Source organism: Rhodococcus marinonascens NBRC 14363, from assembly GCF_001894885.1.
Lineage (GTDB): Bacteria > Actinomycetota > Actinomycetes > Mycobacteriales > Mycobacteriaceae > Rhodococcus_F > Rhodococcus_F marinonascens.
In genome coordinates, this window is sequence record NZ_BCXB01000015.1 from 47,658 (window position 1) to 73,401 (window position 25,744).

Annotated in this window: 23 protein-coding genes, 1 tRNA gene and 3 pseudogenes; 10 read left to right on the forward strand and 17 right to left on the reverse strand. The window is 62.4% G+C overall.

Annotated elements, in window-relative coordinates; genetic code table 11:
- Positions 1 to 40: 40 nt before the first annotated feature.
- The 3 genes from RM2_RS12870 to RM2_RS23910 all read right to left on the reverse strand — a co-directional run bounded on the left by RM2_RS12870 (position 41) and on the right by RM2_RS23910 (position 2,851).
- Positions 41 to 1,873, reverse strand: coding sequence for an EndoU domain-containing protein (locus tag RM2_RS12870; protein ID WP_072689837.1), 1,833 nt, complete (start codon positions 1,871 to 1,873; stop codon positions 41 to 43).
- Positions 1,874 to 1,946: 73 nt separating this feature from the next.
- Complete coding sequence (locus tag RM2_RS12875; RefSeq protein ID WP_072689839.1) at positions 1,947 to 2,588, reverse strand: DUF4352 domain-containing protein; 642 nt, start codon at positions 2,586 to 2,588, stop codon at positions 1,947 to 1,949.
- Positions 2,589 to 2,632: 44 nt separating this feature from the next.
- Positions 2,633 to 2,851: a hypothetical protein gene (locus RM2_RS23910; protein ID WP_169846727.1), complete on the reverse strand. Its 219-nt coding sequence runs from the start codon at positions 2,849 to 2,851 to the stop codon at positions 2,633 to 2,635.
- Positions 2,852 to 3,349: 498 nt separating this feature from the next.
- Between RM2_RS23910 and RM2_RS12885 the strand changes: the two genes are divergently transcribed.
- Positions 3,350 to 6,520, forward strand: coding sequence for a type I restriction endonuclease subunit R (locus RM2_RS12885; RefSeq protein WP_281250413.1), 3,171 nt, complete (start codon positions 3,350 to 3,352; stop codon positions 6,518 to 6,520).
- A 137-nt stretch (positions 6,521 to 6,657) separates the two neighbouring features.
- On the opposite strand, the gene RM2_RS12890 is transcribed toward RM2_RS12885, so the two are convergent.
- Positions 6,658 to 6,840 (reverse strand): hypothetical protein, encoded by a 183-nt coding sequence (locus RM2_RS12890; RefSeq protein ID WP_072689944.1) that lies wholly within the window; start codon positions 6,838 to 6,840, stop codon positions 6,658 to 6,660.
- 890 nt (positions 6,841 to 7,730) lie between these two features.
- On the opposite strand from RM2_RS12890, the gene RM2_RS12895 reads away from it, so the two are divergent.
- Complete coding sequence (locus RM2_RS12895) at positions 7,731 to 7,952, forward strand: hypothetical protein (RefSeq protein ID WP_072689841.1); 222 nt, start codon at positions 7,731 to 7,733, stop codon at positions 7,950 to 7,952.
- Between the two features lie 112 nt (positions 7,953 to 8,064).
- Here RM2_RS12895 and RM2_RS12900 read toward each other — a convergent pair whose 3' ends face one another.
- Positions 8,065 to 8,490, reverse strand: a complete 426-nt coding sequence (locus RM2_RS12900; protein ID WP_072689843.1) for a DUF4442 domain-containing protein — start codon at positions 8,488 to 8,490, stop codon at positions 8,065 to 8,067.
- Between the two features lie 320 nt (positions 8,491 to 8,810).
- Here RM2_RS12900 and RM2_RS12905 point away from each other — a divergent pair, with 320 nt between their 5' ends.
- Positions 8,811 to 9,041 (forward strand): hypothetical protein, encoded by a 231-nt coding sequence (locus RM2_RS12905; RefSeq protein ID WP_072689845.1) that lies wholly within the window; start codon positions 8,811 to 8,813, stop codon positions 9,039 to 9,041.
- Positions 9,042 to 9,287: 246 nt separating this feature from the next.
- Here the strand turns inward: RM2_RS12905 and RM2_RS25195 are convergent, their stop codons facing one another.
- From RM2_RS25195 to RM2_RS12920, 3 genes and pseudogenes are all read right to left on the reverse strand, one after another.
- Entirely contained in the window at positions 9,288 to 9,695 is a 408-nt protein-coding gene (locus tag RM2_RS25195) for a hypothetical protein (protein ID WP_245813901.1), read from the reverse strand.
- An 8-nt stretch (positions 9,696 to 9,703) separates the two neighbouring features.
- Positions 9,704 to 9,835 (reverse strand): annotated as a pseudogene (locus RM2_RS25915) (hypothetical protein); the annotation flags it as partial.
- A 123-nt stretch (positions 9,836 to 9,958) separates the two neighbouring features.
- Positions 9,959 to 10,032, reverse strand: a tRNA-Gly gene (locus RM2_RS12920).
- 247 nt (positions 10,033 to 10,279) lie between these two features.
- Here RM2_RS12920 and RM2_RS12925 point away from each other — a divergent pair.
- Positions 10,280 to 10,729, forward strand: a complete 450-nt coding sequence (locus RM2_RS12925; protein ID WP_072689851.1) for an alpha/beta hydrolase family protein — start codon at positions 10,280 to 10,282, stop codon at positions 10,727 to 10,729.
- A 12-nt stretch (positions 10,730 to 10,741) separates the two neighbouring features.
- Here the strand turns inward: RM2_RS12925 and RM2_RS12930 are convergent, their stop codons facing one another.
- The 4 genes and pseudogenes from RM2_RS12930 to RM2_RS25200 form a co-directional block, all read right to left on the reverse strand.
- Positions 10,742 to 11,743, reverse strand: coding sequence for a CobW family GTP-binding protein (locus RM2_RS12930; RefSeq protein ID WP_072689853.1), 1,002 nt, complete (start codon positions 11,741 to 11,743; stop codon positions 10,742 to 10,744).
- Positions 11,733 to 13,040 (reverse strand): guanitoxin biosynthesis MBL fold metallo-hydrolase GntH, encoded by a 1,308-nt coding sequence (gntH, locus tag RM2_RS12935; RefSeq protein ID WP_174553855.1) that lies wholly within the window; start codon positions 13,038 to 13,040, stop codon positions 11,733 to 11,735. The genes RM2_RS12930 and gntH overlap by 11 nt, the downstream gene beginning before the upstream one ends.
- Before the next feature lie 226 nt (positions 13,041 to 13,266).
- Positions 13,267 to 13,701, reverse strand: a pseudogene (locus RM2_RS12940) (ATP-binding protein); the annotation flags it as partial.
- Between the two features lie 13 nt (positions 13,702 to 13,714).
- Positions 13,715 to 13,855 (reverse strand): annotated as a pseudogene (locus RM2_RS25200) (IS21 family transposase); the annotation flags it as partial.
- 346 nt (positions 13,856 to 14,201) lie between these two features.
- Here RM2_RS25200 and dcd point away from each other — a divergent pair.
- On the forward strand, positions 14,202 to 14,771 hold the full coding sequence (gene dcd, locus RM2_RS12945; RefSeq protein WP_072689854.1) for a dCTP deaminase: 570 nt from the start codon (positions 14,202 to 14,204) through the stop codon (positions 14,769 to 14,771).
- 32 nt (positions 14,772 to 14,803) lie between these two features.
- Here the strand turns inward: dcd and RM2_RS12950 are convergent, their stop codons facing one another.
- Entirely contained in the window at positions 14,804 to 15,388 is a 585-nt protein-coding gene (locus tag RM2_RS12950; protein WP_245813903.1) for a hypothetical protein, read from the reverse strand.
- Between the two features lie 226 nt (positions 15,389 to 15,614).
- On the opposite strand from RM2_RS12950, the gene RM2_RS12955 reads away from it, so the two are divergent.
- From RM2_RS12955 to RM2_RS23475, 4 genes are all read left to right on the forward strand, one after another.
- A complete protein-coding gene (locus RM2_RS12955; protein WP_072689855.1) occupies positions 15,615 to 15,989 on the forward strand; it encodes a DoxX family protein in 375 nt (124 codons plus the stop codon).
- A gap of 50 nt (positions 15,990 to 16,039) precedes the next feature.
- Positions 16,040 to 16,900 (forward strand): haloalkane dehalogenase, encoded by an 861-nt coding sequence (locus RM2_RS12960; RefSeq protein WP_072689856.1) that lies wholly within the window; start codon positions 16,040 to 16,042, stop codon positions 16,898 to 16,900.
- 834 nt (positions 16,901 to 17,734) lie between these two features.
- Positions 17,735 to 17,920 carry an RICIN domain-containing protein gene (locus RM2_RS12965; RefSeq protein ID WP_084721776.1) on the forward strand — a complete coding sequence of 62 codons (186 nt, stop codon included), beginning with the start codon at positions 17,735 to 17,737 and terminating at the stop codon, positions 17,918 to 17,920.
- Between the two features lie 298 nt (positions 17,921 to 18,218).
- Positions 18,219 to 19,667 carry an RICIN domain-containing protein gene (locus RM2_RS23475; protein WP_169846728.1) on the forward strand — a complete coding sequence of 483 codons (1,449 nt, stop codon included), beginning with the start codon at positions 18,219 to 18,221 and terminating at the stop codon, positions 19,665 to 19,667.
- A 253-nt stretch (positions 19,668 to 19,920) separates the two neighbouring features.
- Here the strand turns inward: RM2_RS23475 and RM2_RS12975 are convergent, their stop codons facing one another.
- Positions 19,921 to 21,309 (reverse strand): WS/DGAT/MGAT family O-acyltransferase, encoded by a 1,389-nt coding sequence (locus RM2_RS12975; protein ID WP_072689858.1) that lies wholly within the window; start codon positions 21,307 to 21,309, stop codon positions 19,921 to 19,923.
- 276 nt (positions 21,310 to 21,585) lie between these two features.
- Between RM2_RS12975 and RM2_RS12980 the strand changes: the two genes are divergently transcribed.
- Positions 21,586 to 22,254: a type 1 glutamine amidotransferase gene (locus RM2_RS12980; RefSeq protein WP_072689859.1), complete on the forward strand. Its 669-nt coding sequence runs from the start codon at positions 21,586 to 21,588 to the stop codon at positions 22,252 to 22,254.
- An 11-nt stretch (positions 22,255 to 22,265) separates the two neighbouring features.
- Here the strand turns inward: RM2_RS12980 and RM2_RS12985 are convergent, their stop codons facing one another.
- From RM2_RS12985 to RM2_RS12995, 3 genes are all read right to left on the reverse strand, one after another.
- Positions 22,266 to 22,715, reverse strand: a complete 450-nt coding sequence (locus RM2_RS12985) for a GtrA family protein (protein ID WP_072689860.1) — start codon at positions 22,713 to 22,715, stop codon at positions 22,266 to 22,268.
- A gap of 5 nt (positions 22,716 to 22,720) precedes the next feature.
- Complete coding sequence (locus RM2_RS12990; protein ID WP_072689861.1) at positions 22,721 to 24,616, reverse strand: MDR family MFS transporter; 1,896 nt, start codon at positions 24,614 to 24,616, stop codon at positions 22,721 to 22,723.
- 280 nt (positions 24,617 to 24,896) lie between these two features.
- Complete coding sequence (locus RM2_RS12995) at positions 24,897 to 25,736, reverse strand: sulfurtransferase (protein ID WP_072689946.1); 840 nt, start codon at positions 25,734 to 25,736, stop codon at positions 24,897 to 24,899.
- Between the last annotated feature and the right edge of the window lie 8 nt (positions 25,737 to 25,744).

Sequence of the window (25,744 nt, forward strand, 5' to 3'; positions counted from 1 at the left end):
CGATTCAGTCGTGCGGTACATGATTGTGCGATTGGGTGAGTCAGTGCGGACCCCAGTTGTTGTCGGGGTAGTCGCGAGTAGCCAGCCCCGAGAACACCTCGACAAGTTCGTCTTCGTCGGAGTCATCGAAGAAGCCGCTGAACATCAACTGCGCGAGTGTGTTCATACGCTCGAGCGGCAGGAGTATCTGGAACTTCTCAGCAACGTGGAGAGCCGCAAGGATCGCCTCATACGGTTCACTACACGCGCCGGCGTTGCGGATCAGGTGCGTGTCCTGCTCGGGCGCCGAATTCACGTCGTCGCAGACATCCCACGCTGCGGGAATTACCAGGTTCTGCGGGTAGTCGTCCGGAAACTCGTTGAACACGACGTCGTCTCCGGCGACGGGGTAGGCGGTGACGAGGCGCGACTGCTCGCCCTGACGTCGCCAAACCACACACACCCAGACGCCGTCGAACTCGCCCTCGTCGAACACCGTCCAACCGATGACGCTACGCGTGTGCGGCTCGACCGTGGTCTCCCTGACCCGGACCATCACCGTGTCATTCGACCAGGTTGTCGGGAACTCCGTCTTGCCGGGAAGTCCCACGCCGGAACCGTGCCCGCCTGCAGGAGGCCGATGCATTGCTGTGACGAAATCGCTCGCAAGATCGTGTGCGGACGGAGTCGGCACGGGCGTAGGACGATCCTCAGTCCAATCCTTGGCCCCCTTGCGCCGCAGCCACTCCTGCGGCCCCAGCACGCAGATCTCGTCAGCGAACAGACTTACCACAGGAAGGGGGTGCGCATACGAAGGAACACCGAGACTTTCACACAGCCGTCTGATGTGGTCCTGTGAAACTGTCACGCGCAGTGCAGGTTCGGATATGGCCGGTATGCTCTCCCCCACATATGACAAGAATTCGAAACCGGACTCGCTGGAATGGATGTAGATCTTCTGGCCAGACCCGTCGAGTCCTATCGAGTGGTACGTCGATCCGCGCGCAGTTTCGGACCTCGGAATGAAGCTGCCGAGCGATTCGTACCGATAGCTCCACGGGTACGTTCCGCTCGTCACCCCGGCTTGCCACAGCACGAGATCCAGTAGCAGTTCTCGAATCAGGCGTCGATCGTCCGAACCGAGTCCACTAGCGAGAACCTTGGCAGCGACGGCGTCTGTGCGTGAGCCGGAGAGATCGTCCGCCTGCAGAGCGTCGTGCGCGTCACACCAGTCGTCGGCAGTGCTGCCGGCCAGGTCGACAACGTCCTGGATGACGCGAACCTGCTCGGGACTGCGGAAGTTGTTCCGGCCCAGCGGCTCCACGCGCACCTGTCCTCCGAGAATCAACCTCCACCCAGTGTACGGGCCGATACTTTCCGTCACACGCGAATTGGTGACAGTGAATGGCCCCCAAGAGTATTCGTCCTCTTCGGGCCTGACGAAGAAGTTCCACAGATCGTGGGCTCTCGTCGGTGGATCGGCGAGCAGACCGTGCTGGTTATCGAGCATGTCGAGCAGATGGTCCAGCACCGCGCGTGCCGGCACCTCGCAATACGTCCGCGGGTCCCGCCCATTTCGCCAGATGCAGTCGATCCCCTCGACGTGGTAGATCATCTCCGGATCAAGTGAGGCGACGAGTGCGTCGTCATCGATCGAGGTGATCTTGGTTTTGGCAGGTGCCGGATCCGCCAGATGCCGCCACATCTCGCAGGCATCGGAGTAGTCGAACATGGACGCTGCCGCTGACACCGAGGACGCCTCCCCGGCGGACATCGACGGTGGCGGTATCGAGCCGCCCACCGACAGGGCAGGATTCCGAGTGTGGATGACGCCACGGTGTGGACCAGTTGTGTACTGGAGTGTTGCAACGAGTTCCGCGACGGATTTGGGCATTTGGTTCCTTCCGCAATGGGTGATCGGGCGGGCGCGTGCACCCCCCAGCGCTCGCGCCCGCCCGATCGGTCTTCTATCGCAGGGCAACGCGGGTGCCACCGGAGAACATGGAGTCGTGCAGTTCGATTTCGGCCGGAACGGCGTCGGCGGGCATGTCGTAGGCGGCCTTCATCGTCACCGTGTTGCCGGGGTTGATCTCGTCCCAGATCGACACGTCCGAGTCGAGGGCGATGCCGGCCGACGTGTCCGCGGTGAACTTGCGGCCCTGTGCGTCATACATGTCCTGGCTGCTGGGGCTCAGGCCCTTCGGCTCGTCGGAGGTGTTCTGCACCGTCATCGTCACGACCACGAACTGGCCCTGCGCCTCCGACGTGAGGAACGGGTTGTCGCCGATGGAGCTGAGTCCCGTTTCGACGTCGGTGACGACGAACTCGAACTTGCCGTCCCGGACCGGGGTGCCCAACCCCGGCAGCGTCTGCTCCGGTGCCGGCGCGACCTCCTCGAGCTGATCAGCGGCGGGAGCAACCGCGTCGACAGCTGCGGGTGCCGGTGCGTCCGCCGTCTTCGTGTCGTCCTCGCCGCCGCCGGCGACCGCGCTGATGCCCACGACCGCTGCGATGGCACCGACGATCCACGGCCACTTCTTGGCCTTGTTCTTCGGCGGCTGGGCGGGCGGGATCGGCTGGGGCGGAGCGGGCTGCTGGGGAAACGTCATTGCTGAGTCCTTTCGGATGGAAACGGATCTTGGGGTGTGGTGGTTCAGTCGCCGATAGAGAGTGCGAGACCCTCCTCGGCCTCGGTCTCGGTGTATGAGAGACCGCCGCGGTGGGCGATCTCGACCTCGTAGAACTTGCTGCCGCGGGGAACATCGGTGACGGTGAAGTCGAAGATGCAATACCCGTTGGTGCCGCCGCGGCCACTACTGCCGGTGAAGCTTCCCTTCGCCAAGAGGATCCCGGACTCGTCCGAAACCTTCACTGTCGCAGTGGGAGACAGATCGCTGTAGCCGCCGTGCCCCGGCACACTCGAAGTCGGCCGGCAACCCGCTCGATGTCGTCTTGCCGTCGAGCGAGAACATGCCGGTGATGTCGAACGTCGCCGGCGCACTCGCTACCCGGATTGCTCCGACGACGCCGAACGCGATTCCGGCGACGGCTGCGGTGGACACCACGCCGACTCCCACTCCCAGACAGAACGGACGCCGATGCGGCGTCGGCTGCTCGGGTAGGGGAGGGGGAAGGGGTGGAAAGTTGGGTTCAATCGGAACAGTCACTGAACGACTCCCTAGTTCGGTCGATGCGGTGGACACATCCTGCAAACGAGACGGGAGGTTATTCAAGTCTATCTCTGATAACTGGGGTTATCAGAGATGCGGATGTGACAATCAAATCCGACTGCGGCCAGCCGGTACGCTTTGCCCTGTTGCGATGTTGCGATGTTGTGAGGGAGGACAGGAAAGTGAAGAGGAGCCGCGGATTGACCGAGAACGATTGGGAGCAGATGGCTCTTGATGACCTCGGAGAACTGGGGTGGAAGCACCTCAACGGGACGGAGATCGCACCCGGCACGGGTGAACGTGCTTCGCTGGACGAGTTGCTGATCGTGCCGCGTCTGAAGCAGGCGATCGCGCAATTCAATCCGAACCTCCCCGAGCACGTCCAGGATCAGGCGGTGGCAGCGATCGAGTCGGCCGGGTCGACCGACGCCATCGCCGAGAACGAGGCGATCCACGGGTTCCTCACCGAAGGACTTCGGAAGATCTCCTACGTCGATGAATCAGGTGAGGAGGTCACTCCCACCATTCGGCTGCTCTCGCCAGACCCCGACGAGAACGACTGGCTCGCGGTCAACCAGGTGACCATCGTCAAGGGCGACTACCGGCGGCGATTCGACATCGTCCTGTACATGAACGGAATGCCGGTCAGCATCGTCGAACTCAAGAAGGCCGGCGCCGAGAACGCCGGGCTGGTCCAAGCGCATGCCCAGCTGCGTACGTATCTGAAGGAGTTCCCGCTCGCTTTCCGTTTCACTGTGTTCAACCTGATCTCGGACGGGATCACCGCGCGGTACGGGACGCCGTTCACCCCGTTCAACCACTTCTCGCCGTGGAACGTCGACGACTACGGCAATCCGGTCACCAACGACACCCCCGACGATGCGACGCCGCTCGGCACGGCGCTGTATGGGCTGTTCAATCAGGAACGCTTCCTGCAGCTTCTGCGTAACTTCACCGCGTTCGACCACGACGAGAACGGGCGGCTCAAGCGGATCGCCAAGCCGCACCAGTACTTCGCCGTCACCAAGGCAGTGGGCACCACGGTGCAGGCCGTCGGCAGCAGCGGCAAGGCCGGGGTCGTATGGCACACCCAGGGTTCGGGCAAGTCCATGGAGATGGAGCTGTACGCGAACCAGGTGATCCGGCACCCGCAGCTTGCCAACCCGACGATCGTGGTCATCACCGACCGCAACGAGCTCGACGGCCAGCTCTACGAGACATTCCTGCGGTCCCGGTTACTTCCGGAGCAGCCGAAGCAGATCCGCAGGCGCGAGGAGTTGAGGCAGGAGCTGTCCGGACGCACCACCGGCGGCATCTACTTCACCACACTGCAGAAGTTCGGGCGGACCACGGACGAACGGCACTCAGGTGCCAGCCACCCCTTGCTCACGGAGCGACGGAACGTCATCGTGATGGTCGACGAGGCGCATCGGAGTCACTACGACAACCTCGACGGGTATGCGCGGCACCTGCGCGACGCACTGCCGCACGCCACGCTGATCGCCTTCACGGGCACCCCGATCTCCTTCGAGGACCGCAACACTCGGGACGTCTTCGGTGACTACATCGACATCTACGACCTCACCCGCGCCGTCGACGACGGTGCCACGGTGCCGGTCTACTTCGAGAGTCGGCTTGTGAAGGTGTCTTTCGCCGAAGATGTTTCGGAGAAGGATCTCGATGCGTCCGTGGACGAGGCGACGATCGGGCTGGACGACACCGATCGGGATCGCATCGAGAAGAGCGTCGCGGTCATCAACGCGGTCTATGGTGCGCCGACAAGGTTGAAGAAGCTCGCCGACGATATGGTCGAGCACTGGGAGGCTCGGCGCGCCGCCATGACCCCGTACGTCAACTCGGAGGAGAACCCGTCGGCCACCGGGAAGGCGATGATCGTCGGCGCGACCCGGGAGATCTGCGCCAACCTGTACCGGGAGATCGTGGCGCTGCGTCCGGACTGGCACACCGAAGACCTGTCCACCGGCCGAATCAAGGTCGTCTACTCCGGTAGCCCCAGCGATGAGCCGCCGATCATCGACCATGTGCGCCGCGACTCCGAGAACGCCACGATCAAGAAGCGGCTCAAGGACGTCGACGACGAACTCGAACTCGTCATCGTCAAGGACATGATGCTCACCGGCTTCGACGCCCCGCCGCTGCACACGATGTATCTCGACCGGCCACTCAAGAGCGCACTGCTGATGCAGGCGCTGGCCCGGGTAAACCGGACCTTCCGCGGGAAGGACGACGGACTCCTCGTCGCCTACGCGCCGATCGCCGACAACCTCGCCCAGGCCCTCGCCGAGTACACCGATGCCGACCGCGAGAATAAGCCGATCGGACGGGACATCGACTCTGCGATCGACACTGCGAAGGATCTCATCCGGGTCCTCGAAAACTTGCTGCACGGATTCGACTGGCGCGCACAGCTGCGAAAGCCCGGCAACCGAGCCTACTTCGATGCCGCCAACTCGACTGTCAACTACCTGCGTGATCCCCGAAACCCGGAGAACCAGGTGGAGGAGGGGCAGGAGACGCTCGCGGCCCGCTACCGCAAGTTCGCCTCACAACTCTCGCGGGTGTGGGCGATCTGCGGCAGCCACGAGGCGCTGCGTGAGCAGGCGCCGGTCGTGAAGTTCTTCGAGGAAGTCCGGGTCTACATGGCCAAGTGGGATGCCGAGGAACGCTACGCGCGGGGCCAGGCGGTTCCTGAGGACGTGCAGCGAGCGCTGCGCCAGTTGATGGCGGCGTCCGTCGAATCCGGTGAGGTGCTCGACATCTACGACGCGGCCGGCATGCCGAAGCCGTCCCTGAAGGACATCAACGTCGACTTCATCCGTCGGGCGCAGGAAGCGAAGAACCCGAATCTCGCGATCGAGGCAATGCGTAAGCTGATCACCGAAGAGTCACGCAAGGTGGCGAAGCACAACGTCGTCCGGCAGCGTGCCTTCTCGGAGAGGCTGCAGGCGTTGATGGTGAAATATACCAACAGCCAGCTCACCTCCGCCGAGGTGATCGCGGCGCTGGTCGAGATGGCGAAAGAGGTGGCAGCCGAGTCGGATCGAGGGAGCCGATTCGCGCCGCCGCTGGACGAGAACGAACTCGCGTTCTACGACGCAGTTGCACAGAACGAGTCGGCGGTCGAGGAGCAGGGGGAGGGCAAGCTCGCCGACATTGCCCGAGATCTCGTCGCGGTGATGCGGCGCGACGCCTCGACCGACTGGACCGTTCGCGAGGACGTCAAGGCGCGGCTGCGATCGCAGATCAAACGGTTGCTGACGCGACACGGCTACCCGCCGGATCGGCAGCCGGCGGCCATCAAACTGGTCATCGAGCAGATGGAGGTCATCGCGCCGACCATGGCGGCCTGATGGATGGTACGAGGTAGTTCACCAGCGTGCCGCCCGAGCCGTGATGCTGTGCGCATCACGGCGGGCGCCGTGCCATTCCTGCGGGCGGACCTCGTGAGCCCCGGCCAGCCGTCATGGGTTGTGCAGCGGGCACTGGGTCAGATGCAGATCGGTAGGACCAGCGATCCCAGGGGGATGACGAGGCAAAGCCCCACCGAACCCGATTGCACGGGCGTCCGCGCCTCGGACAATGACGCGGCCGACGCGGCCGGCGCGGCGAACAAGCCCAAAGAGAGGGTGACCGCCAGAGCGGCGAGTGCTGAGGAAATTCTGCGTGTCATGAGAAAAGCCTTCCCTTGCAATACCGTGCGCGATGCGCACTGACTCCATCGTCATCCGATGGGCGTTGTGTCACAAGGCCACCAAGAGAACAGTTGCGTCACGACCGCGACCAACGCGGCGTTCCACAGTTTCAAGACGTCACCTTCTTCGGCGACGACTTCCTCGACGTTGAAGTGGTGCTTGCGGACGACGGTCCCGCACCTGCTGTGCAGACGTCACAACCCGGCGGCTGTCGACGTCCGGATCGAGGATGGCTCTGGGCAACCACTCGAATCGAACGGCCAGTCATGGAGACGGAAGCAATGCATCGGCTTGACCTGCACCAATGCGCTGGTCTTGAACCGATGGGGCTAGGGTCACTCTTGATTGCAGATCAAGCGGTTGCGCCGCGAGTAGACGAAAGACCCGGCCGGAAAGCACTCCGACCAGGTCCTTCAACTGAGCCGATGACGGGAATCGAACCCGTGTGTTCAGCTTGGAAAAGTGTTTCGAACCGTACCTTAGTCGTAAGGTAATCGTATCGTTGTGGTATCACCAGAGCGCATTTGAGCTGGTAATCGGATATGAGTCGCGGCCGAGTTGCCGGGCTGCGGCCACCAGTTGCCTACCGCTCGAGCACCGGCTGCGGAGGTACAGCGGTGGTGCTGGCGTGAGGTCGGATGTGGGCCGTAAAGTGGCCGCAGCACGGCACCGCCGGGGCGGTGCCCGCAGCCGATACACGATCCCGATCCGTGATCGGGGTTCCCGATTCTTCTCTGCGCGATGGTTCCGCCTCTAGCGTTTCAAGTGCGGTCCGAGGAGCAACGAATGATGGCCACTCACCTAGCCGACAATCGTTCCTGGAACGCCCGCCCGGTCCCCTCCTGCCCTGGCCGCGACATCTATCGCGGTGTTCGCGCGGGGTGGTGATTCCGGCTATGTCACCGAAGGCGACGTGCTGGTGAACCAGGCCGCCGACGGTGTGGACCTGAACTCGATCCGGAGTGAAGCCGCGAATGCGATGGCGTACTACAACCGGGAGCGTTCCGCCTTGGCTGCGCTGAGACAATCGGCCGGTGACTGGGACGTTGCTGCGGCGGCTGTTCGACTCGGAGCAGCGATTTGGCATTGAGGTCACCGACGACTCGGTGCGATCCGATGTCGATTTCCTGACCGGTAAGACACAACCTAGCACCGCCGTGGTTGGCACATGTTGGTCCAACGAACTGAACTGAACTGATTGATCAGTCGCGTTCGGTCCTGTGCGGCCGCATACTGACCACGAATTCGCAAGCCCCAGTACATGTTCCGTCCGCGTCTGTCAACGAGATGTCAACGTCGATGTCACGACCCTCCCCGGCTTGAAGAGCTCGTTGTATGTCTGCAGCCACCGCCAGATCGACCTCGCTGCTGGCGGTGATGCCTCCATTCGCCAGTCGCTGGTACTCAATTGTCGAGCTACGAATGACGGTGTACGCACCGGTTCCCGCCGCACCGGCAGCCATTACCGCCGCGCCGGCTCCCGCGACTTCGGCCACTCTGTAAATGACCGGAGCATTGACGTGCCCGTTGTGGTTGATGTGCTCGGGTTTGGGTGGGCGGAGTATGGACCGCACCGATCCGTCCTCACCGAATTCGGTGTCCAAGTCCAGCCATACAATCCACGGCATTGTTTACATCGAATCCGTCGCGGTCACCGATCCTCTTACATCCGGTTGTCACTGAGTAATGATGCGTACCCGCTGCGGATCAGCGTTGGAGTACTGATAAGCGCTGACCACAAGTTTGTGTGGGTGGCGTTGGTCTCACCGCCGGTCCGCAGGCTACATCGGCCAGGGTGACGCTTCAACTGCTTGTAAAGAAGTGGCCTGAGTAGGTTCCCCTGGCCTGCGTTGGTGATCTTATGTGATGGCAGTGGAATCGGTTGGTGGGATACCGGATTCGATGAGATCGGTTGGCGGTATTCTGCGGAGCGTTGCATCGTGGACACTTGACAGGCCGCCGCGCCGAGTACGCGAACCTGCTCAGCCCCAAGGTGAAGGCAGATCCCACGCTCTCCATCTCAGAGGTGTTCGGTGGGTACCCGCTCAAAGCGATCCGCCGCGAGCGCAGCACCCACGGCGGAGCGCTGGTCGTTGTGGACGACCCGGGCCACTTCTTCACGGGAGAGCAAGTGCAAGCTCTCGCCACAGTGATCGCGAGCCACCTGCCGATTGCATAGGAGTCCCGGGGTACGGGGGAGGTACCGGACACGATGACAATGCGAAACCGGATCGAACGATCATTCGCCCTGCTCAAGTAATGGCGCGGGCTGGCCACACGCTACGACAAACTCGCCATCACCTATCGCGCCGCGATCGTCATGTCCGCCTGGATCACCTAGGCATGCATACAGGAGACATGGACTAGCTGTTACTTTGCCCCGGAACTCCTACAGGCGTGGGGGCACATTTTCGTTTCGGATGGGCTACTCGATGTAGCCCATCTCAATTCCTGCGATAACTCCGTCGCCAACGATGGCGCTGCAATTGAACCTGCTGCGGACAGTTGCGCCGAATGAGTTGCTGGCGTCCACTTTGCCAGTGACTACCCAGCGGCTCAGTTTGCCGTAGCTGCTATATCGATCGAACTGTGAGTAGTCCTCATCGATGGTTTTGAGGCTGTCTGTGTCGAATGCGTCCACGTCAATGAACTTGGCAGTGCTCGGTGACTTCATCCGATCAGCCACGGCGCTCGTGCAACGGTCGATGGCTTGATCCTCGGTGCTGTTGCCGGACACTGTGAATCCGATGACAACAATGATGATTGCGCCTGCCGCAAAGAGGGTGCTCTTGTGGCTGCGCTTGGGGGGTTTTGCTGGCGCGTCTCCGCCCATGTCTGGCCATTCCAGTACTGGAATGAGTTGGGTTCTCCCGATGGGTTGGGATACCAGCCGGGGGGCGATGAGCTAGCCATGTGTGGTCCGTTCGTGGTCGCGCGGTGAGCAGTCAGGGGATAGTAAACCAAACGGACCATTAGGTACTTAGGGAGCTGTCGCGCATCTTTCGCCTGTGTGCTGGGACGGGGCCTTCGCGGCGTCCCCGAGAATGAAGAAGGGTATTCCCGCGAGTGGGAATACCCTTGTAGCTGCTGCGACGGTGGAGCCGATGACGGGAATCGAACCCGCGTGTTCAGCTTGGGAAGCTGATGTTCTGCCATTGAACTACATCGGCGCGCACGATATTGGGCGCCCGTAGGCAAGGCCCAACACCTTGCGTCCGAAACATTATCAGAGCGTGATCTGGGATCGTCGGCGCCACACCAGGAGGACGCGAAACCTCGCCAAACGGGATACCGGTTGCGCGGGCTGACGGCCGCCGATGGTGTCTCGGGCCTGGTCGGAGGGACAAGCGGAAACCTGCGTCGACTGCTGCTCGCGATGCTCACGCCTACCCGATAGCGTCTACGTATCTCTGACACTTGGACGGGACCGGGGCACTTCCGGACGCCTGGCAGGCCTTTTGCAACTTCGTCGCGAGCACCCCTGATCTGCCGATCGGCCGTCTGATTGCCGGCGGGTGCACGCAGCCGCTGACCGCTGAGGTAATCGCCGCGTACGAGGCCCCGTTCCCCGGTCCCTCCTACAAGGCCGACGCCCGAGCGTTCCCTGACCTCATTCCGCAGGACGAGGACAATGTCGCCACCCCTGACAATCGGGCGGCATGGGCCGAACTGGCGAAGTTCGACAAGCCGTTCCTGTGCCTGTTCTCCGGCAAGGATCCCATCACCGCCGGGGGCGATCGAGCCCTCATCCACAAGATCGACGGTGCCGCAGGACAACTACACCAGACCATCGAGGGCGGTGGTCATTTCGTGCAGGAGGACCGCGGGGGCGTCCTCACTGAAGCGCTTATCGCCTGGATGCGGTAGCCCACCTATGCGTCACCTCGCGACGAGGCAATGTTCGAATAGCCCGTGCAGGCGCTTCGGGTCCAGCGAGGACGTGCCTATCGCCACGATCTCGCTATGCCTCTCGGTTGCTCTCGTCCCTGCGGGGATGAGCTCCGAGCGTCGCCCAACGGATTGCAGCAGCATGCGTTTCGGGGTGTCACCGGCAACGCACACAAAGCCCTTGCAACGGTAGACCTCGCCGGGCAAGTCGCGGCGGATCATCTCTTGGAGCGATCGCGGGTCGAACAAGCGACTGGTCCGAAAGGTCCACGTGTGGAACCGTTCCCTATGGCTGAGTCCCTCGTGGGGCTGTACAAGGCTTGGCCCCGATTCCTCGCGTCGCATCCCGAGCAGGATCTCCGGCGGAACATCGGCATGGACAGCCTCCACGACGCGAACGCGATCCATCATCGTGTCGATCCACCGCCGCACCCAGGCCACGGTTGCGGGCCCGGCTAGGTCGACCTTGTTGAGCACAACCAGGTCTGCGAAACCGATCTGGCGCGTTTTGAGCATCAACAAGTAGGGGGCCTCGTCGAGATGTTCGAAAATTTGCTCTGTGTCCACCACACAGGTGACGCCGTCCAGCCGAACCCAGCCAGGTCGCTGCGAGCCGGCGAACGTCGCCCAGATACTGGCCGGGTCGGCCACGCCGCTGGCTTCCAGGATGATGTGCTCCGGCGGTGCCGCAGAGCTGACGAGACGCTCGACCGCGCCGAGGAGGTCATCGCGGATCTCACAACAGACGCAGCCGTTGGCCAGGCTGATCATGTCGTCTGCGACGCCGACGACGAGGTCGGCGTCGATGTTGATCGATCCGAAGTCGTTGACCAAGACCGCGACGCGTAGACCGTGACCGCCGCCCAGAATCCGGTTCAACAGCGTGGTCTTTCCCGCACCCAGAAATCCGGTGATTATCGTCAGCGGGGTCGCGCCGGAATCGACGCTTTCGACTGCACCCCGTTCCGGAGCCGACGACGCGTCAAGACTCATCGGGATCGATTCCCCGAGCCCGTAGCATCTCGCGCGGGTCGATCTTGAAGCCTTCGTCCGGCCAGCTCTGCACGGGTTCGCGGTCGGCGTCAGGCGGATAGTACTTGTGTGGATCGATCTCCATTTCCCGCAGGAACGGTTCTTGTTGCTGCTCGCGTGGCAGTTCCGGACGTGGCAGTTCCAGCTCGTCCGGCAACGGTGAGGGCAGCAGCCACCGTGGGTCGAGCGGTGCGATCGCGGCACCTTCCGGGATCGCGGCCTCCCGAGACCAGATCCGGTCCTTGGTGACGTTGACGACCTGGACGTCGGGGCCGCCGAACTGGAACAGTCCCTTGTAGTTCGCCCGGACCTCGGCAACGGACTCAGCGTCCAGTGCCGCTCCGCCGGCCTCGTAATGGACGATCATTCCCATCCGCGGCTGGACCTTGTTCATCAGATAACCCGCCGCGTAGTACATCGTGTGCCACGAATCGATCGTGTACTTGGCGAGCTGCTCGGGGACGCCGAACTTCAACGACATCAGCGACGGGGTGTCTATCTGTCCCTCGGTGATGAACACGTCGCAGCCGGCGGAATACTTCTCGGTCTTCTCGTCGGGACGACCGTCGCCGGTCCACACCACCGAGAGCCCGGCGTCTTCCCAGTCGAGGCGGTAGGCGGAGGCCCCGTCCTTGACGTGGGAACGCGGCCAGTGCCGTACCACGATGCCGTCCTGGTCGTAGCAGATACCGTACTCGTCCTTCCAATCGAACTCCGTGACGTCCATTTCGTAGCCGGCCGAGATGGTCGCGTGCAGGAAGTTCTCCTCATGCCAGCGCAGCATCTCGCGCATGTGCTTGGCCATGTGCTTGATCCCCAACTCGGGCGTCGCCCCCGACGGGCCGTAGAGGCGCAACGGCTGCCACCGTCCTGCCCAGGCCGTGAACGGGTACATGTACGGCAGATCGGCGTAGTGGTCGCCGTGCAGGTGACTGATGAAGATGTCGTTGATGAACATCGGTGGCACCTGCATGGCCAATGCGTTCTTCACGCTTCCGTTTCCCAAATCGAAGAAGAACCGCCGTGGTTGGGGCTTGCCGTTGCCACACTCGACGAGGATGCAGGTTCCTGCCTGAGAGCGGGTTGGCGGCCACGGCGTGCTGCCCAAGATGCTGATGCGCATCTCACCCTCGGGCAGGATCTCGGTCCCCGGTGAGTAGAAGTTCCGGTTGTTGATCGACGTCATCGGCCGGTAGTAGTCGGGCAAACTGATTCCGCCACCGGGCCGCGCACCGTACGGATTATCTGGCTGGGTCATCGCTCCTCCAGGTGAGCGTCGCAAGCCATGGATGAGGTCATTATCGCCAACGTCGAGGCGGCCCGGGCAGCTCCGGAAGATCCGACGTTGTTCCTCACAATTGTCGACCTGGGCCGAGTCCCTTATGGATATCAGGAGGGTTCTAACTCTTCCCGAAGGGTGTCTAACCTGTCAACGGCATCTGAATTTTGACCCCCTTTGCATGGTTGTGGGCTAGTTCTCGGCGTTCCAACCGGCCGCTGTGGTGGGCGTCGGACAGGCGTGAGACCCCTTGCGGCGGTGGCGAACAAGACCCGGTGCCCGCCCTGGCAGGCGCGGATCGCGAGCCCGATCGCCAGGCGTGTCTTGCCGGTACCGGGCGGTCCGAGGAAGACCACGTTGTCCTTCGCGGTGACGAAGTCGAGGGTGCACAGGTGGGCGATGGTGTCCCGATGAGGCCGCGGGCGTGGTCGAAGTCGAACTCTTCCAAGGACTTGCGGGCGGGCAGGCGTGCGGAACGGATCCGGGATTCGCCGCCGTGACTTTCCCGGGCCGAGACCTTCCGCTGCAGGCAGGTGACGAGGAATTCTTCGTGGGCCCAGTTCTCGATGCGGGCCCGCGCGAGCAACCGTCTCGCGGTTTCGCGCAGGAACGTGCGCCCCGGCAGAACCGGGGTCTCCAGATAGTGGTGGTTGCGTCAGTTCGGGCTTGCGGTGCCGCCACCGCCCGATCGCGCCCTCGCCGTCCCGGACCAACACCCGAGTCGCCCCGCCGAGCCCCTCGATGACCTGCCACCACCCCGCGAACAGATCCTCGGCTCTGCGGGTGGGGATCAGAAACCCGGGCGATCGCCATGATCGGCAACCGCTCAGTGCGATGCAAGCGACGAATCTCAGTCCCATCCTCCACGGACAACATTTCCTTCATCCCTCCGGCCTTAACTTCAGTTAGGATCAGTGGGCAAGGGGTCAAAATTGGGATGCCATACCGTGTTCAGTTTTCACGTGCCGTCGACACGGTGCGCTGCGGTGAAACGCCACACGACCATCCGAAGCGGCTCCACGAACCTCCGAGATCGACAAACCCAAGTACCCCCGGAGACTTCACCGATACGCATGAGGCAGATAGCAGAGAGCCGACGAGAGTGTTGGACTAATCCTTAACAGCGAATAGCCTCTATCTGTGCTTCTCTCCGATCGTGATCTCCGTGCCGAAATTTCCGCCGGGCGTCTGGGCATCGACCCGTTCGATGATTCGATGGTCCAGCCGTCGAGCGTGGATGTGCGCCTCGACGGCCTGTTCCGCGTGTTCAACAACACTCGGTACACGCATATCGACCCTGCTCAGCGCCAGGATGAGCTGACCACGCTGGTCGAGCCGGACGAGGGGGAGCCGTTCGTCCTGCACCCCGGCGAGTTCGTGCTCGGCTCGACTCTGGAGGTGTGTTCGCTGCCCGACGACCTGGCAGGGCGGCTCGAGGGGAAGTCATCGCTCGGACGCCTCGGGTTGCTGACGCACTCGACGGCCGGCTTCATCGACCCCGGCTTCAACGGCCACATCACGCTGGAGCTCTCCAACGTCGCGAATCTGCCCATCACGCTCTGGCCCGGCATGAAGATCGGCCAGCTGTGTTTGCTCCGGCTGTCGAGCGCGGCGGAGCACCCCTACGGGAGTTCGGCCGTCGGTTCCAAGTATCAGGGGCAGCGGGGGCCGACGCCGTCGAAGGCGTACCTCAACTTCGCGAAGAGGTGAGGTCGAGGTAGCCCTCCTTCGACCGGCTGGTGTCAGCTGCGTCCCCAGTTTCTGCGGGCGGCAGGGAGCAGAATTGCAGCGGCGGCCAAGCCGAACAGGACGTGCTCTGCGATGAAGGTCGGGTATCCGACCATCGAAGCCATGTTCGAGATCGGGTCTCCGGCGGAGAAGATCGCGGCAGCCAGCGGCAGTCCGATCCAGGTGCTCACAGCGAAGACGATCAGTCCGTAGGCCGCTCCTGCGGCAATGAGTCCGGCTCCATGCAGCTTGGCAGCGCGCGCGATCAGGGCCAGGATTGCTCCGTACGCGGCGCCGACCATCATGTGAATCACCGCCCCTACTACCGCAGGCCCCAGTGTGAAGTAGAAGTTGCTTCCGGACATTGCTCGTTCCATCGACGTCATCATCGCGTCCGGAGCAATCAATACGGACGCGATGTGATAGAGCGGGGTGAAGAATCCGGAGTTCTGATACGTCGCGGCCGCGATCATGGCGTACATCGCCATCACCAACGACGCCCCGACCCCGGCTACAGCCCCGATCGCAGCGGTTCTCGTGGATTGCGCAAGAATTGAAACACTATGTCCTGGAACATTGTTTGCTGCGTATGTCGCCATGATATTGCTCCTTTGCGTTCGGATGCCCGCGCCGCGCGGTGCTGCCCAGGAAACCCCTCAGGTGCCGCGCATACTTCCCGACTCCCCGACGACACTCTCTGGCGGAAGGATGACGGCCCCTGCCGCGTTCGCGAAATCGGGCCTCCACCTGTGATTCCTCCCAATCCGGCGCGCTCGTAGGGGATAATCAGTTGGGCGCACACCCGAGCGGACCTGAGGAGGAGCCGTGAACATTGCCCTGTGGGTCGTCGCCGTGGTGCTGGCCGTCGTGTATCTCGGCGCCGGCCTGATGAAGGTGGCGGTGCCGTACAAGAAGCTCACTGAGAACCCAAATATGGCCTGGGCCGGGGATTTCTCCGCCAATTCGATCCGCGCGATCGGGGTGGCCGAACTTCTCGGCGCAATCGGTCTGATACTTCCCCAGGCCACTGGTATCGCAGAGATATTCACGCCGCTGGCCGCGACCGGACTGGCGATCGTTCAGGTGGGGGCAATAATCTTCCACATCCGACGCAAGGAACTTCAGGTACTTCCGGTGAACGTCGTGCTGCTGTTGCTAGCCGTCTTCGTCGCGGTCGGCCGATTCGCGAGCTGGGGTTGAGCAGACCGTTCGGGATCGCGGGTTCCGAATGATTGGACGCAGGAGGTGCGATGAATATCGACTTCACACCGGATCCCGGGTTGTATCCGTTTACCTCGCGTTGGTTCGACAGCCCACACGGACGGATGCATTACATCGACGAAGGCACCGGCCCGCCGATCCTGTTCTGCCACGGTAACCCGACATGGAGTTTCCTCTACCGCGACATCATCGCCAACCTGCGGGATCGATTCCGGTGCATTGCGGTTGACTATCTCGGGTTCGGATTGTCGGATCATCCTGAGGCTTTCGGGTACACCAGCGAGGAGCATGCATTTGTCGTCGGCGCCCTCGTCGACCACCTCGACCTGGACGGGTTTGTGTCGTTCGGCCAGGACTGGGGAGGTCCGATCAGCATGGCGGTTGATACCGCCCGACCGGATCGGGTACGCGGCGTCGTACTGGGTAACACATGGTTCTGGCCCCTGGACAGCCCGACCATGAAGTTGTTCAGCAGGGTGATGTCGAGTGGTCCTATGCAGCGCGCAATCCTGAACAACAATTTCTTCGTCGAGCGTCTGGTTCCGATGGGAACGTCGCGGGCGCTGAAGCCCGAGGAGATGGCGCACTACCGCGGCGTGCAACCCTCGCGGGATGCGCGCAGGGGTGTAGCGGAAATGCCCAAGCAACTTCTGGCGGCCCGCCCGATGCTCGAGCGGCTCTCCAGGGACGTGCCGACCCTACTTGGCACGAAGCCGGCTCTGATCGTGTGGGGCATGAAGGATTTCGCGTTCAAACCCAAGCACATGATTCCCCGCGTGCAGGCTGCCTTCCCCGATCACGTCCTGGTCGAGTTGCCCGACGCCAAGCACTTCAGCCAGGAGGATGCCCCCGACCGAATCGCGGACGCGATTGTCCAGCGCTTCGGCTGAGCGGCCCGACTTGGGGCCGCGTTGGTGGCTCGATCACCGAAGGCCCTTCGAGTGCCGCGGGGCAATTCAGCATCGACCACATCGTCGCCGGTAGAGTGCTTCGAGGTCATTGACAAGGGTTCTGCCCATGGCATCTTCTTGTGAACAGCATTCGTGCCGGTGCCTCCGCTTGCATCGATAAGTAACCGCCTTCAGTCGGTGTGCTGTGGGTGGGGGACTTGGGCACCGAGGGTGTTCATTTCCTCTCGGGTGATCGGACTTCGACTGGTCACCGTAATGCCCGAGTATGTCCGGTGCGTCTGGTCTGCTCGCGGTGGTCCCCCGATCGGGGGACACCTCGGTTAGTCCGGTGTGGGGTCTGTTTGGGGGACAGCCGCGGCCCGCATTCGCGGCAATACTTGCTCCGGGTCGCACTTGCCGCGATTCGCGGGTGTTTGTCGGCTTATCGGAGATCGCGGAAGTCGTCCGGGAGGACGGCAGGGAGAGCAGAAAGTAGCTGTCGATGAGTCGGGTACGACCCTGAGGACCGACTGCATCCACCCACATCAACTTTAGGTCGAGAGGTACGACTATGAATCGATCTCGTTGGTCGAGGATTGCGACGGTAGCAATCCTGTCTGCGGGAATCCTGCCCTTCACGCACGCTGCCGCGTCGGCTGACGACGATCTTGCTCCCGGACCCGATGGTACCGTGCGGTCAACGACGAACTTCAAGGTCTCTTGTGGCGCGTTTGCCAACGGCGGTGGAGATACTAATGGCATTGACGAACCTGTCGGTAATCTTTTCATCAACTCCGCAACTGGCAACACGAACGAAATGGGTATTCGAGCCAGGTGTGGCAGGTTGCCGACGAGGTCACCGACGGCAACCCGCCCGGTGGCGCAATCGTCAACGCTGCGAGCGGGAAATGCCTGGATGTGACGGACAGTGAGTCTGCCAACGGCACCCGGTTGCAACTGTGGGACTGCACCGGCGGGACCAACCAGCAGTGGAACTTCCCCCCCGGCGCCCACCGATGAGCTCGGCATGACGCCTTGATCGTGGTATCAGGTGTGTCTGTTTGACCTGGAGACCATCCGATCGGGGCTGTGGTGTGTTGAATCCCCACACCCTGATCGGAGGGTCTCGCTCCCGCACCAGACCCGCAGGCGACCCGACAGTCGGATCCGGGCGGTGGGCACACTTGTGTGGATCGCGGTGCCAATAGGTCGCAGGTCTCCAAACTTGAATCATCTTGGCGGATAACAAAACAACAGGTTTGTTCGGACTTCCGTGTGTTGACCAACCCACAGAGTGGGCATACGTTCTGTGGCGAACGTGTTCAACCCCCTGGGGGTTGGACGGGGGTTGGATGGGCACAACCCCCATCCACTGCGCATCAAGGGTGTAGCCATGGGTTTGACATATTGGTCACGATTTTCGACAGCACTCATCATGTGTGTAGGAGTCCTGCCTTTCACTCATGTCGTCGCATCGGCAGATGACGATATTCTCACCGGAGAATTCGAGCCTTCGCAGACAGTGACAAATTTCAAGGTGAGTTGTGGCGGCTATGCAAACGGGGGTGGTGGTTTCGTCCAGTTTCACGAACCGGTCGATGTCTTCACCAACAATAGAACAGGCAAAACAAGTGAAATGGGGGTTCACGCGACATACCCAAAAATTGTGCATGCGGGGGAGGAGTTCACCTACTCCCTTCAATTTGATTCCATTGATCTCGTAAAGGAATTGTTCAGTAACGATACTGATGCGGCAGGTGATTTGTTGGAGGCCGAGCGAATAAAAATCGATCTAGACATTCCAAGAGGTGCTGAACTTATCTCCGCTGGAGTTCGAGAAAATACCCTGGGGGACACTCCGTCTTCTGATGCAGTGCAACCAGAGGAAATTATCGGCATCACTGGTCGAGGATTCGAGCCGGAACCAACTGGGCCTCAAGCACAGTACCTGCGAATTGCAGTCAATAACGCTACAGAGCAGAGAAACATAGATGGCGTGATCTCAGATAATGGGACCAATGCCTCCGGGCACGACGACGGAGGGTTTCGCTCCTCGACCAGGTCTGTCGTTTTTCCCGTCGTCGACGTGACAATGAAGGCACCCGATTCTGTGGGAACCACGATCTCTCCCGGAATCAGAGTTACCAATTCGGCTGACGTCTACGATGATCCGGCAAATTTCTTTACCTTTTTGACAAAGAATTCAGGCCCTAATCCCGCCTTTTTCCCGCACTCTGGATTTCACAGCATCCGTTGCTCGCCTCGGGATGCACCGACGTCCGGGTTGAACAAGGGCGCCGAACCGCTAGCGGAGATCACGGTGGCCGATACCCCCGTTTTCGGACTGGATGACCGCGTCCTGGGAATCGCTGATATCCCAGGCTCGAGCACGCCGCACATTCAAATGAAGGACTTCGTAAGCGGTACAGACTCCCAGCAATGGGTCTACACGTCCGCTCACGAGATCCGAAACCCCTTCAACAACGAGTGCATCGACGTTGTGGAGGACGGGTTCGATTCGGGTGGGCAGAGAAACGGATCGCAGGTGGTGTTGAGTCCCTGCGGTGGAAATCCAGGTCAGAAGTGGACGCTGGACTCAGCGGTAACCGAACCCGGCAACCCGGGGGGTGCGATCATCAACCAGGCCGATGGCAAATGCATGGACGTGACCGACAACCAATCCGCAGACGGTGTGCAAGTGCAGATCTGGGACTGCACCGGCGCATTCAATCAGCAGTGGAATTTCCCTCCATTGCAGGCCTCCTAGGTCAGCTTCTTCTCCCCTGCCTTTCGGCCACGGTCCCGCCCACCCCTTCGGTGGGCGCGTGGGTTCGCTCGAGGATGGAGCAGGTCGTCCAATCGGGAATCTCTCAACGGTGCTTCTCGACGGGTGTGCGGTGATTTGGCTCAGTGTGACGCCGGTGTCGGGTGGGAGCGAACAGATCCTCCGATGGGGGTACGGCCCGGCTGGCCGCACCCCATCGGAGATTGTTGTGCAGTGGGAGCTATCTCGGCGGCGCTCAGATTCCGAGAATCCGCTCGAGGGTGCGTAGTTCGTGTCCGAGCCGGTTCGGGATCGACTTCAGGTCCGGTACCGCGTCGCGGCATCCGATGACGCCGAACGAGATCTCGTCGTCATTGCTGGTGCAGGTGATGTTGAGACCTTGCCCGTCGACGGGCGCCGACAGGGAGTGGAGGGCCTCGAGGCGCGCGCCGTTCCAATACAGCTGCGAACTGGGGCCGGGCACGTTGGAGATGATGAGGTTGAACGGCGGTCGCAGCCACGAGTTGTGCCCGAGAACAATGTTCGCGGCGAGGCCGGCCGTGCCGAGAGCGCTCATGGCGAGGATCTGCGTGGTGGTTTTCGCGTCGTACGCTTCCTTGCCCTCGCGCATGGAGGTCCGGATGGTGTCGAGTCGGTCCGCGGGTTGGGCGAGGTGGGTGCCGAGGTTGCACATGAGCACTCCGACGTTGTTGCCGCCAGATCTTTCGCCTTGAGCAGCCAGCGCCACCGGGACCATCGCGATCAGCGGGTCGGTGGGCAATGCGCCCTGATCCTGGAGGTATCCGCGGAGTGCTCCCGAGGACATCGCGAGTACGACGTCATTGATGGTGCAGTCGGAAAGCTTGGCGACGAGGCGGAGGCGCTCGAGCGACCATGACTTCGCGGCGAACTGGCGGGCGCCGGTGATCGGAACGTTGAAGGGAGTCTTCGGGGCGGACAGAGTGAGCGGTCCACCTTGATTGCGGAACGCGCGGGATACGGTGCCAGCGAGTGCGGGGACGAGTCCGGCGACCTCGCCGACGGCGTCGCTTGCGGCGCGGAGCGCAGAGTCGGACGTGATCGACACACTCGTGTCCGTGGAGGGCGCCGATCGCGGTCTCGGGCCGCGCTGCTGCCACATGGCGGGCATGTTCCGTTCTTCGGCGTCGTCGCTGAGCGCGCGCCGAATCATCTTCATGGAATTGACGCCATCGGTGACGGCGTGGTGAATCTTGGCGTAGATGGCGAAGCGTCCGCCGCTCAGTCCCTCGATCAGATGCATTTCCCACAGGGGGCGATTGCGGTCGAGTAGCGACCCGTGCAACCGCGAGCACAACGCCATCAATTCGTCCTCGCCGCCGGGGGTGGGCAGGGCGTCGCGTCGGATGTGGTGGCCGAGGTCGACGTCCACAGTCTCCCAACCCCACTGGCCCAATGAGGTCAGAGACCGGCGTGCCCGCTTGGCGAGTTGAGGCTGGAGGAGTCCGTCGCCTTCGGTCAGTGCGCGGTCGAGCATGGCGAACATGTCGTGCGTATCGACGCCCTCGGGCGGCTGGAATATCTCCAGGCTGCCGACATGCATCGGGTGTTCGCGGGACTCGGCCACAAGGAACATCGAGTCGACCGGGGACATGGGAAGCAGCATCTTTGAAGCCCTTTCTCTCCCGAAGACGTCATCCCGCATGCGGGGAAGCTCGTCCGGGGTGTGGAGGTAACTGGACGCGGCGATACTCCGATTTGTCGGAAACCACCTGGGGATAACCACATACACATAGGACAAATGAGGAAAATGCGACGCAAGTGTTTTTACAGGTTCCAGGAAGGTCTCGCCACTGGACGGTTGCCCACTTCGTTGTATCGGGAGTGCGCTTTGCAACTTGGCCCAAGGCCGATAGGGTCGCAGCCTGGTAAGAACGGTGGAGTGAACAAGCCGTGGGCAGTCGTCAAACACGTGCGGGTCGCAGGGCCTGCCCTGGTCGGCGCACTCTTGGAAGAGCGGAGTATCCGCTACATCGAGTACCCGATGTATGAGTCTCCGGATCTTCCGTCGATCACTGATATTGGCGGCCTGGCAGTCATGGGCGGACCGCTGCATGACACGGATGATTTCCCGTATGCGCATCTTCCGCGTGAGCGAACCCTTATCCGGGAGACCGTGACAGCGGGACTTCCGATGGTCGGGATCTGTCTCGGTGCGCAACTCCTCGCAACCGCATTCGGTAGTGAAGTCTTTCGGGGTCGCCCGGAGACTGGGCCGGGACGCGTGACAGTGACAGAAGACGGGGCGCGAGATCCGGTATTCGGCCCGGTCGGGTCCGATCTGCCGGTCGTCCACTGGCACCAAGACACGTTCGACCTCCCGGTTGGTGCCGTCAGACTGGCATCGAGCCCGATGTATGAAAATCAGGCATTCACGATCGGCCGTCTGGCATACGGGTTCCAGTTCCATGCGGAGATGAGCCGCGACCAACTGCCGATGATGCAGGCCGAGATGCCTGAGGGGACTGCACCTTCGGGAGAGCACATGGACGAGGTGGAAGCAGTCGGGCGGAAAATGGTCGGCTCGTTTCTCGACCTCGCCGAGGGCTGAGAAGAGACGGCTCAGGCGGCAAATACCCATCCGCGGAGTGCGAGGAACCTCAGGCCACCGACGACGGCGCTGACGGCGATGACGAGTGTGGCCTGCATCAGCCCATCGGCACCGGGCAGGAGCATCTGAAGTAAGGCGAGCGCGAACGAACTGATACCGAGGCCGATCATGGCGAGCGTGCCACCTTCCCATTGGGCGACGAACCACTGGACGCGGTCGGCGGCGTGGAAGGTGTGGCGCCGGTGAAGTTCGTTGGCCAACATAGAACTGATCACCACTCCGACCAGGTTGGCCACGAAGAACCCGTACACGTCGAGGATGAAGAACGCGAGGGCATAGAGCACATTGCTCGCGCCGCCGACGAGTATGAACCGGGTCAGTTGACCGAACAGGCCGCCGGCCGACTCGCGTACACGGGGGTGCGTGGGTGGGCCGGCGGCGTCGTGAAGCTGGACGATCATCTCAATCAGTGGATGAGCACACCGTTTCCGGTGCCCATCGTGCGAGGGCCGAGCATGTCGGCGACCTGTTCTTCGCTCAGTCCCAATTCGCGGAGCTGATCCCAAACCGCGTCGAATTCGACCAGCTTGGTATCGAGATCGTTGCGCAGGCGATTGGCCTCGTCGAGGATCATCTGCGCCTCGTCGATTGCCTCCATTGTCTGCCCAGACCGAGGCGGAAGCATCGTGAGGAGTCGGGCACGGGCGTCGGCGCTCAGCCCGGCGAAGGCCTCATGCTGATCTGCGGGGGCGTGGTGCCTGCCCACGCGGATCTCCGACCACCGGATCGCCGCAGTATCGGGTTCGAGCGCGTAATCGGAGACGGACGCGTAGTCGGGTTCTCGGGCGGGCTCCTGCTCGCTCGACATGTCGATCGTGCGACGCAACGGGCGGTTGGGCAGCAGGACGACTGCGATCAGGGTGACGACCGCGGCAGCGGCCGCGATCAGGAAGATCCGGCCGGTCGCGTCACCGTAGGCGGCGCGGATCACGTCCTGCACCGGCGTGGGCAAGGATGCCAGATTCAGGCTGCCGCCCCCACTAGTCGAATCCGTGGGAAGGCCGAGCTTGGCGAAACCCTCCGCCGACTGGTCGGAAACGCGGGTGGCCAACACCGAACCGAGAACCGAGACGCCGATCGCGCCACCGAACGTCCGGAAGAAGGCGACCGAACTCGACGCCGCACCGATGTCCTGGACGCTGACGGTGTTCTGCACCGCGAGCACCAGGTTCTGCATCAGCATGCCGATGCCCAGACCGACCGCGGTGATGTAGATGCTGACCAGAACGAGGCTGGTTGCGTGATCGACGGTGCCGAGGAAGCTGAATCCGATGATCAGGAGTACGGCTCCGCTGACCACGAACGGCTTCCAGTTGCCGAAGCGAGTGATCAGCTGTCCTGATCCGACGGAGGAGATGAGCATGCCGGTGACCATGGGAATAGTGAGCATACCGGCCACGGTGGGGCTGAATCCACGGGACGTCTGGAAGTACTGGCCCAGGAATGTGGTAGCCCCGAACATTCCGACGCCGACGGCGATCGACGCGAGGATTGCCAGCCCGGTGGTCTTTTCGGTGACGATCTTCAGCGGGATTATGGGCGAGGACACCCTGGACTCGACGAGCACGGTGGCCAGCAGCAACACGATGCCGGCGCCCACGTAGATGGCCGTCTCGCGGGAGAGCCACTCGTAGTAGCCGGCCTTACCTGCGAACGAGACCCAGATCAGCAGGATCGACACACCGGCGGTCAGCAGTGTCGCGCCGAGCCAGTCGATCGAGATGTCGTCCTTCTTCTCGGTCGTGATGTGCAAGGTGCGCTGCAGGAGGATGAGCGCGATCACGGCGAGGGGCACACAAACGAAGAAGCACCAACGCCATCCGAGGGGGCTGTCGACGATGACACCGCCCAGGATAGGACCGCCCGACATCGATACCGCCATGACAGCGCCCATGTAGCCGGAATAGCGGCCGCGTTCACGTGGCGAGACGATACTTCCGATAATGGCGACGACGAGGGCGGTCAGACCGCCCATGCCGATGCCCTGAACGACACGTGCGGCAAGCAGAACCGGAACGTTGTGGGCGAATCCCGCGATGATCGAGCCGATGACGAAGACGACGATCGCACTCTGGACGAGGGCCTTCTTGTCGAACAGGTCGGCGAGTTTGCCCCAGATGGGAGTGGAGGCGGCATTGGCGAGTAGTGCCGACGTGATGACCCAGGCGAACGCGGTCTGGTTGCCCTCGAGGTCGGCGATGATGGTGGGTAGAGCAGTGGAGACGATGGTGGTACTCAGCAGCGCGGTGAACAGCGCAGCAAGCAGGCCGACCAGAGCTTCGAGGATCTGACGGTGCGTCATGCTTTGTGGTTCGGCGGTCGCCGGCCTCGTCTACGTTTCAGTCAATGTCTTGTATTCCAATCGGGTTCGGGTTTCGCCGAGGTCCGGATGGCTGGGAGAACGCCCGCTTGTCCGGTATCGCTACTTCGCCGATTTCCGCAACGTCAGGGCGTCGCGAAACACTCGGAAAACCCGAGGTGCGGCTTCTTGATCACCAGTCACTATATGCATCGTTAGCGCAAGCAAGTAACTTTCGGGCCTGTCGAATATGTCACAAGGGCCACCGAGGATAGACGTCGATCTACGGCAGGACAGTCGATGGGCCGACGGCCACCGGGAGGTTCGGATCGGACGACCACTGCGACCACGACCCTGGATACAGGGCTGCGTCGACACCTGCCAAGGCGAGCGCGGCGACCTGATGCGCCGCCGTGACCCCAGACCCGCAGTACACGCCCACGGCTGTGTCCGGCCCGACCCCGAGAGCGGTGAAGCGTCGACGAAGTGCCTCGGCGGGGAGGAATCGCCCGTCGTGCTCGAGGTTCTCAGAGGTGGGGGCGCTGCGGGCGCCGGGAATGTGTCCGGCCCGCGGATCGATGGGCTCGATGTCTCCCGAATAGCGTTCGGCGGCACGGGCATCGAGGAGCACTCCGCGGTCGGCGAGCCCCGCGGCATCATCGGCCGTCAACGTGGGAAGGTGGCCGGCGCTGAGCACGACGTCACCGGGGGAGCGTGGTTGCTCGTCACCGGCCCGGGTGGCGTAGCCCGCCGAGGTCCATGCGTCGAGACCGCCGTCGAGCAGAGCCACCTCGGCAACGCCGGCCCAACGCAGCAGCCACCATGCTCGGGCCGCGGCGAGGTTGGCTGAGGCGTCGTATGCCACGACCTGGGTGTCGGATCGGATGCCCCAGTGCCGGGCGGCATTCTGGAGGTCTGCGACCGTCGGAAGCGGATGCCGTCCGAGCGCCGGTTCTCCGTGCGCGGCCAGCTCGGTCTCCAGATCGACGAACACCGCACCGGGAATGTGCTTGTCGAGATAGTGCTTCCGTCCCTCGGTGTCGCCGAGCGCCCAGCGGACATCGAGAAGTATCGGTGGAGCATCGCGGTCGAGCATGTCCGCCAATGCATCGACGGTTACCAGCAGACCTG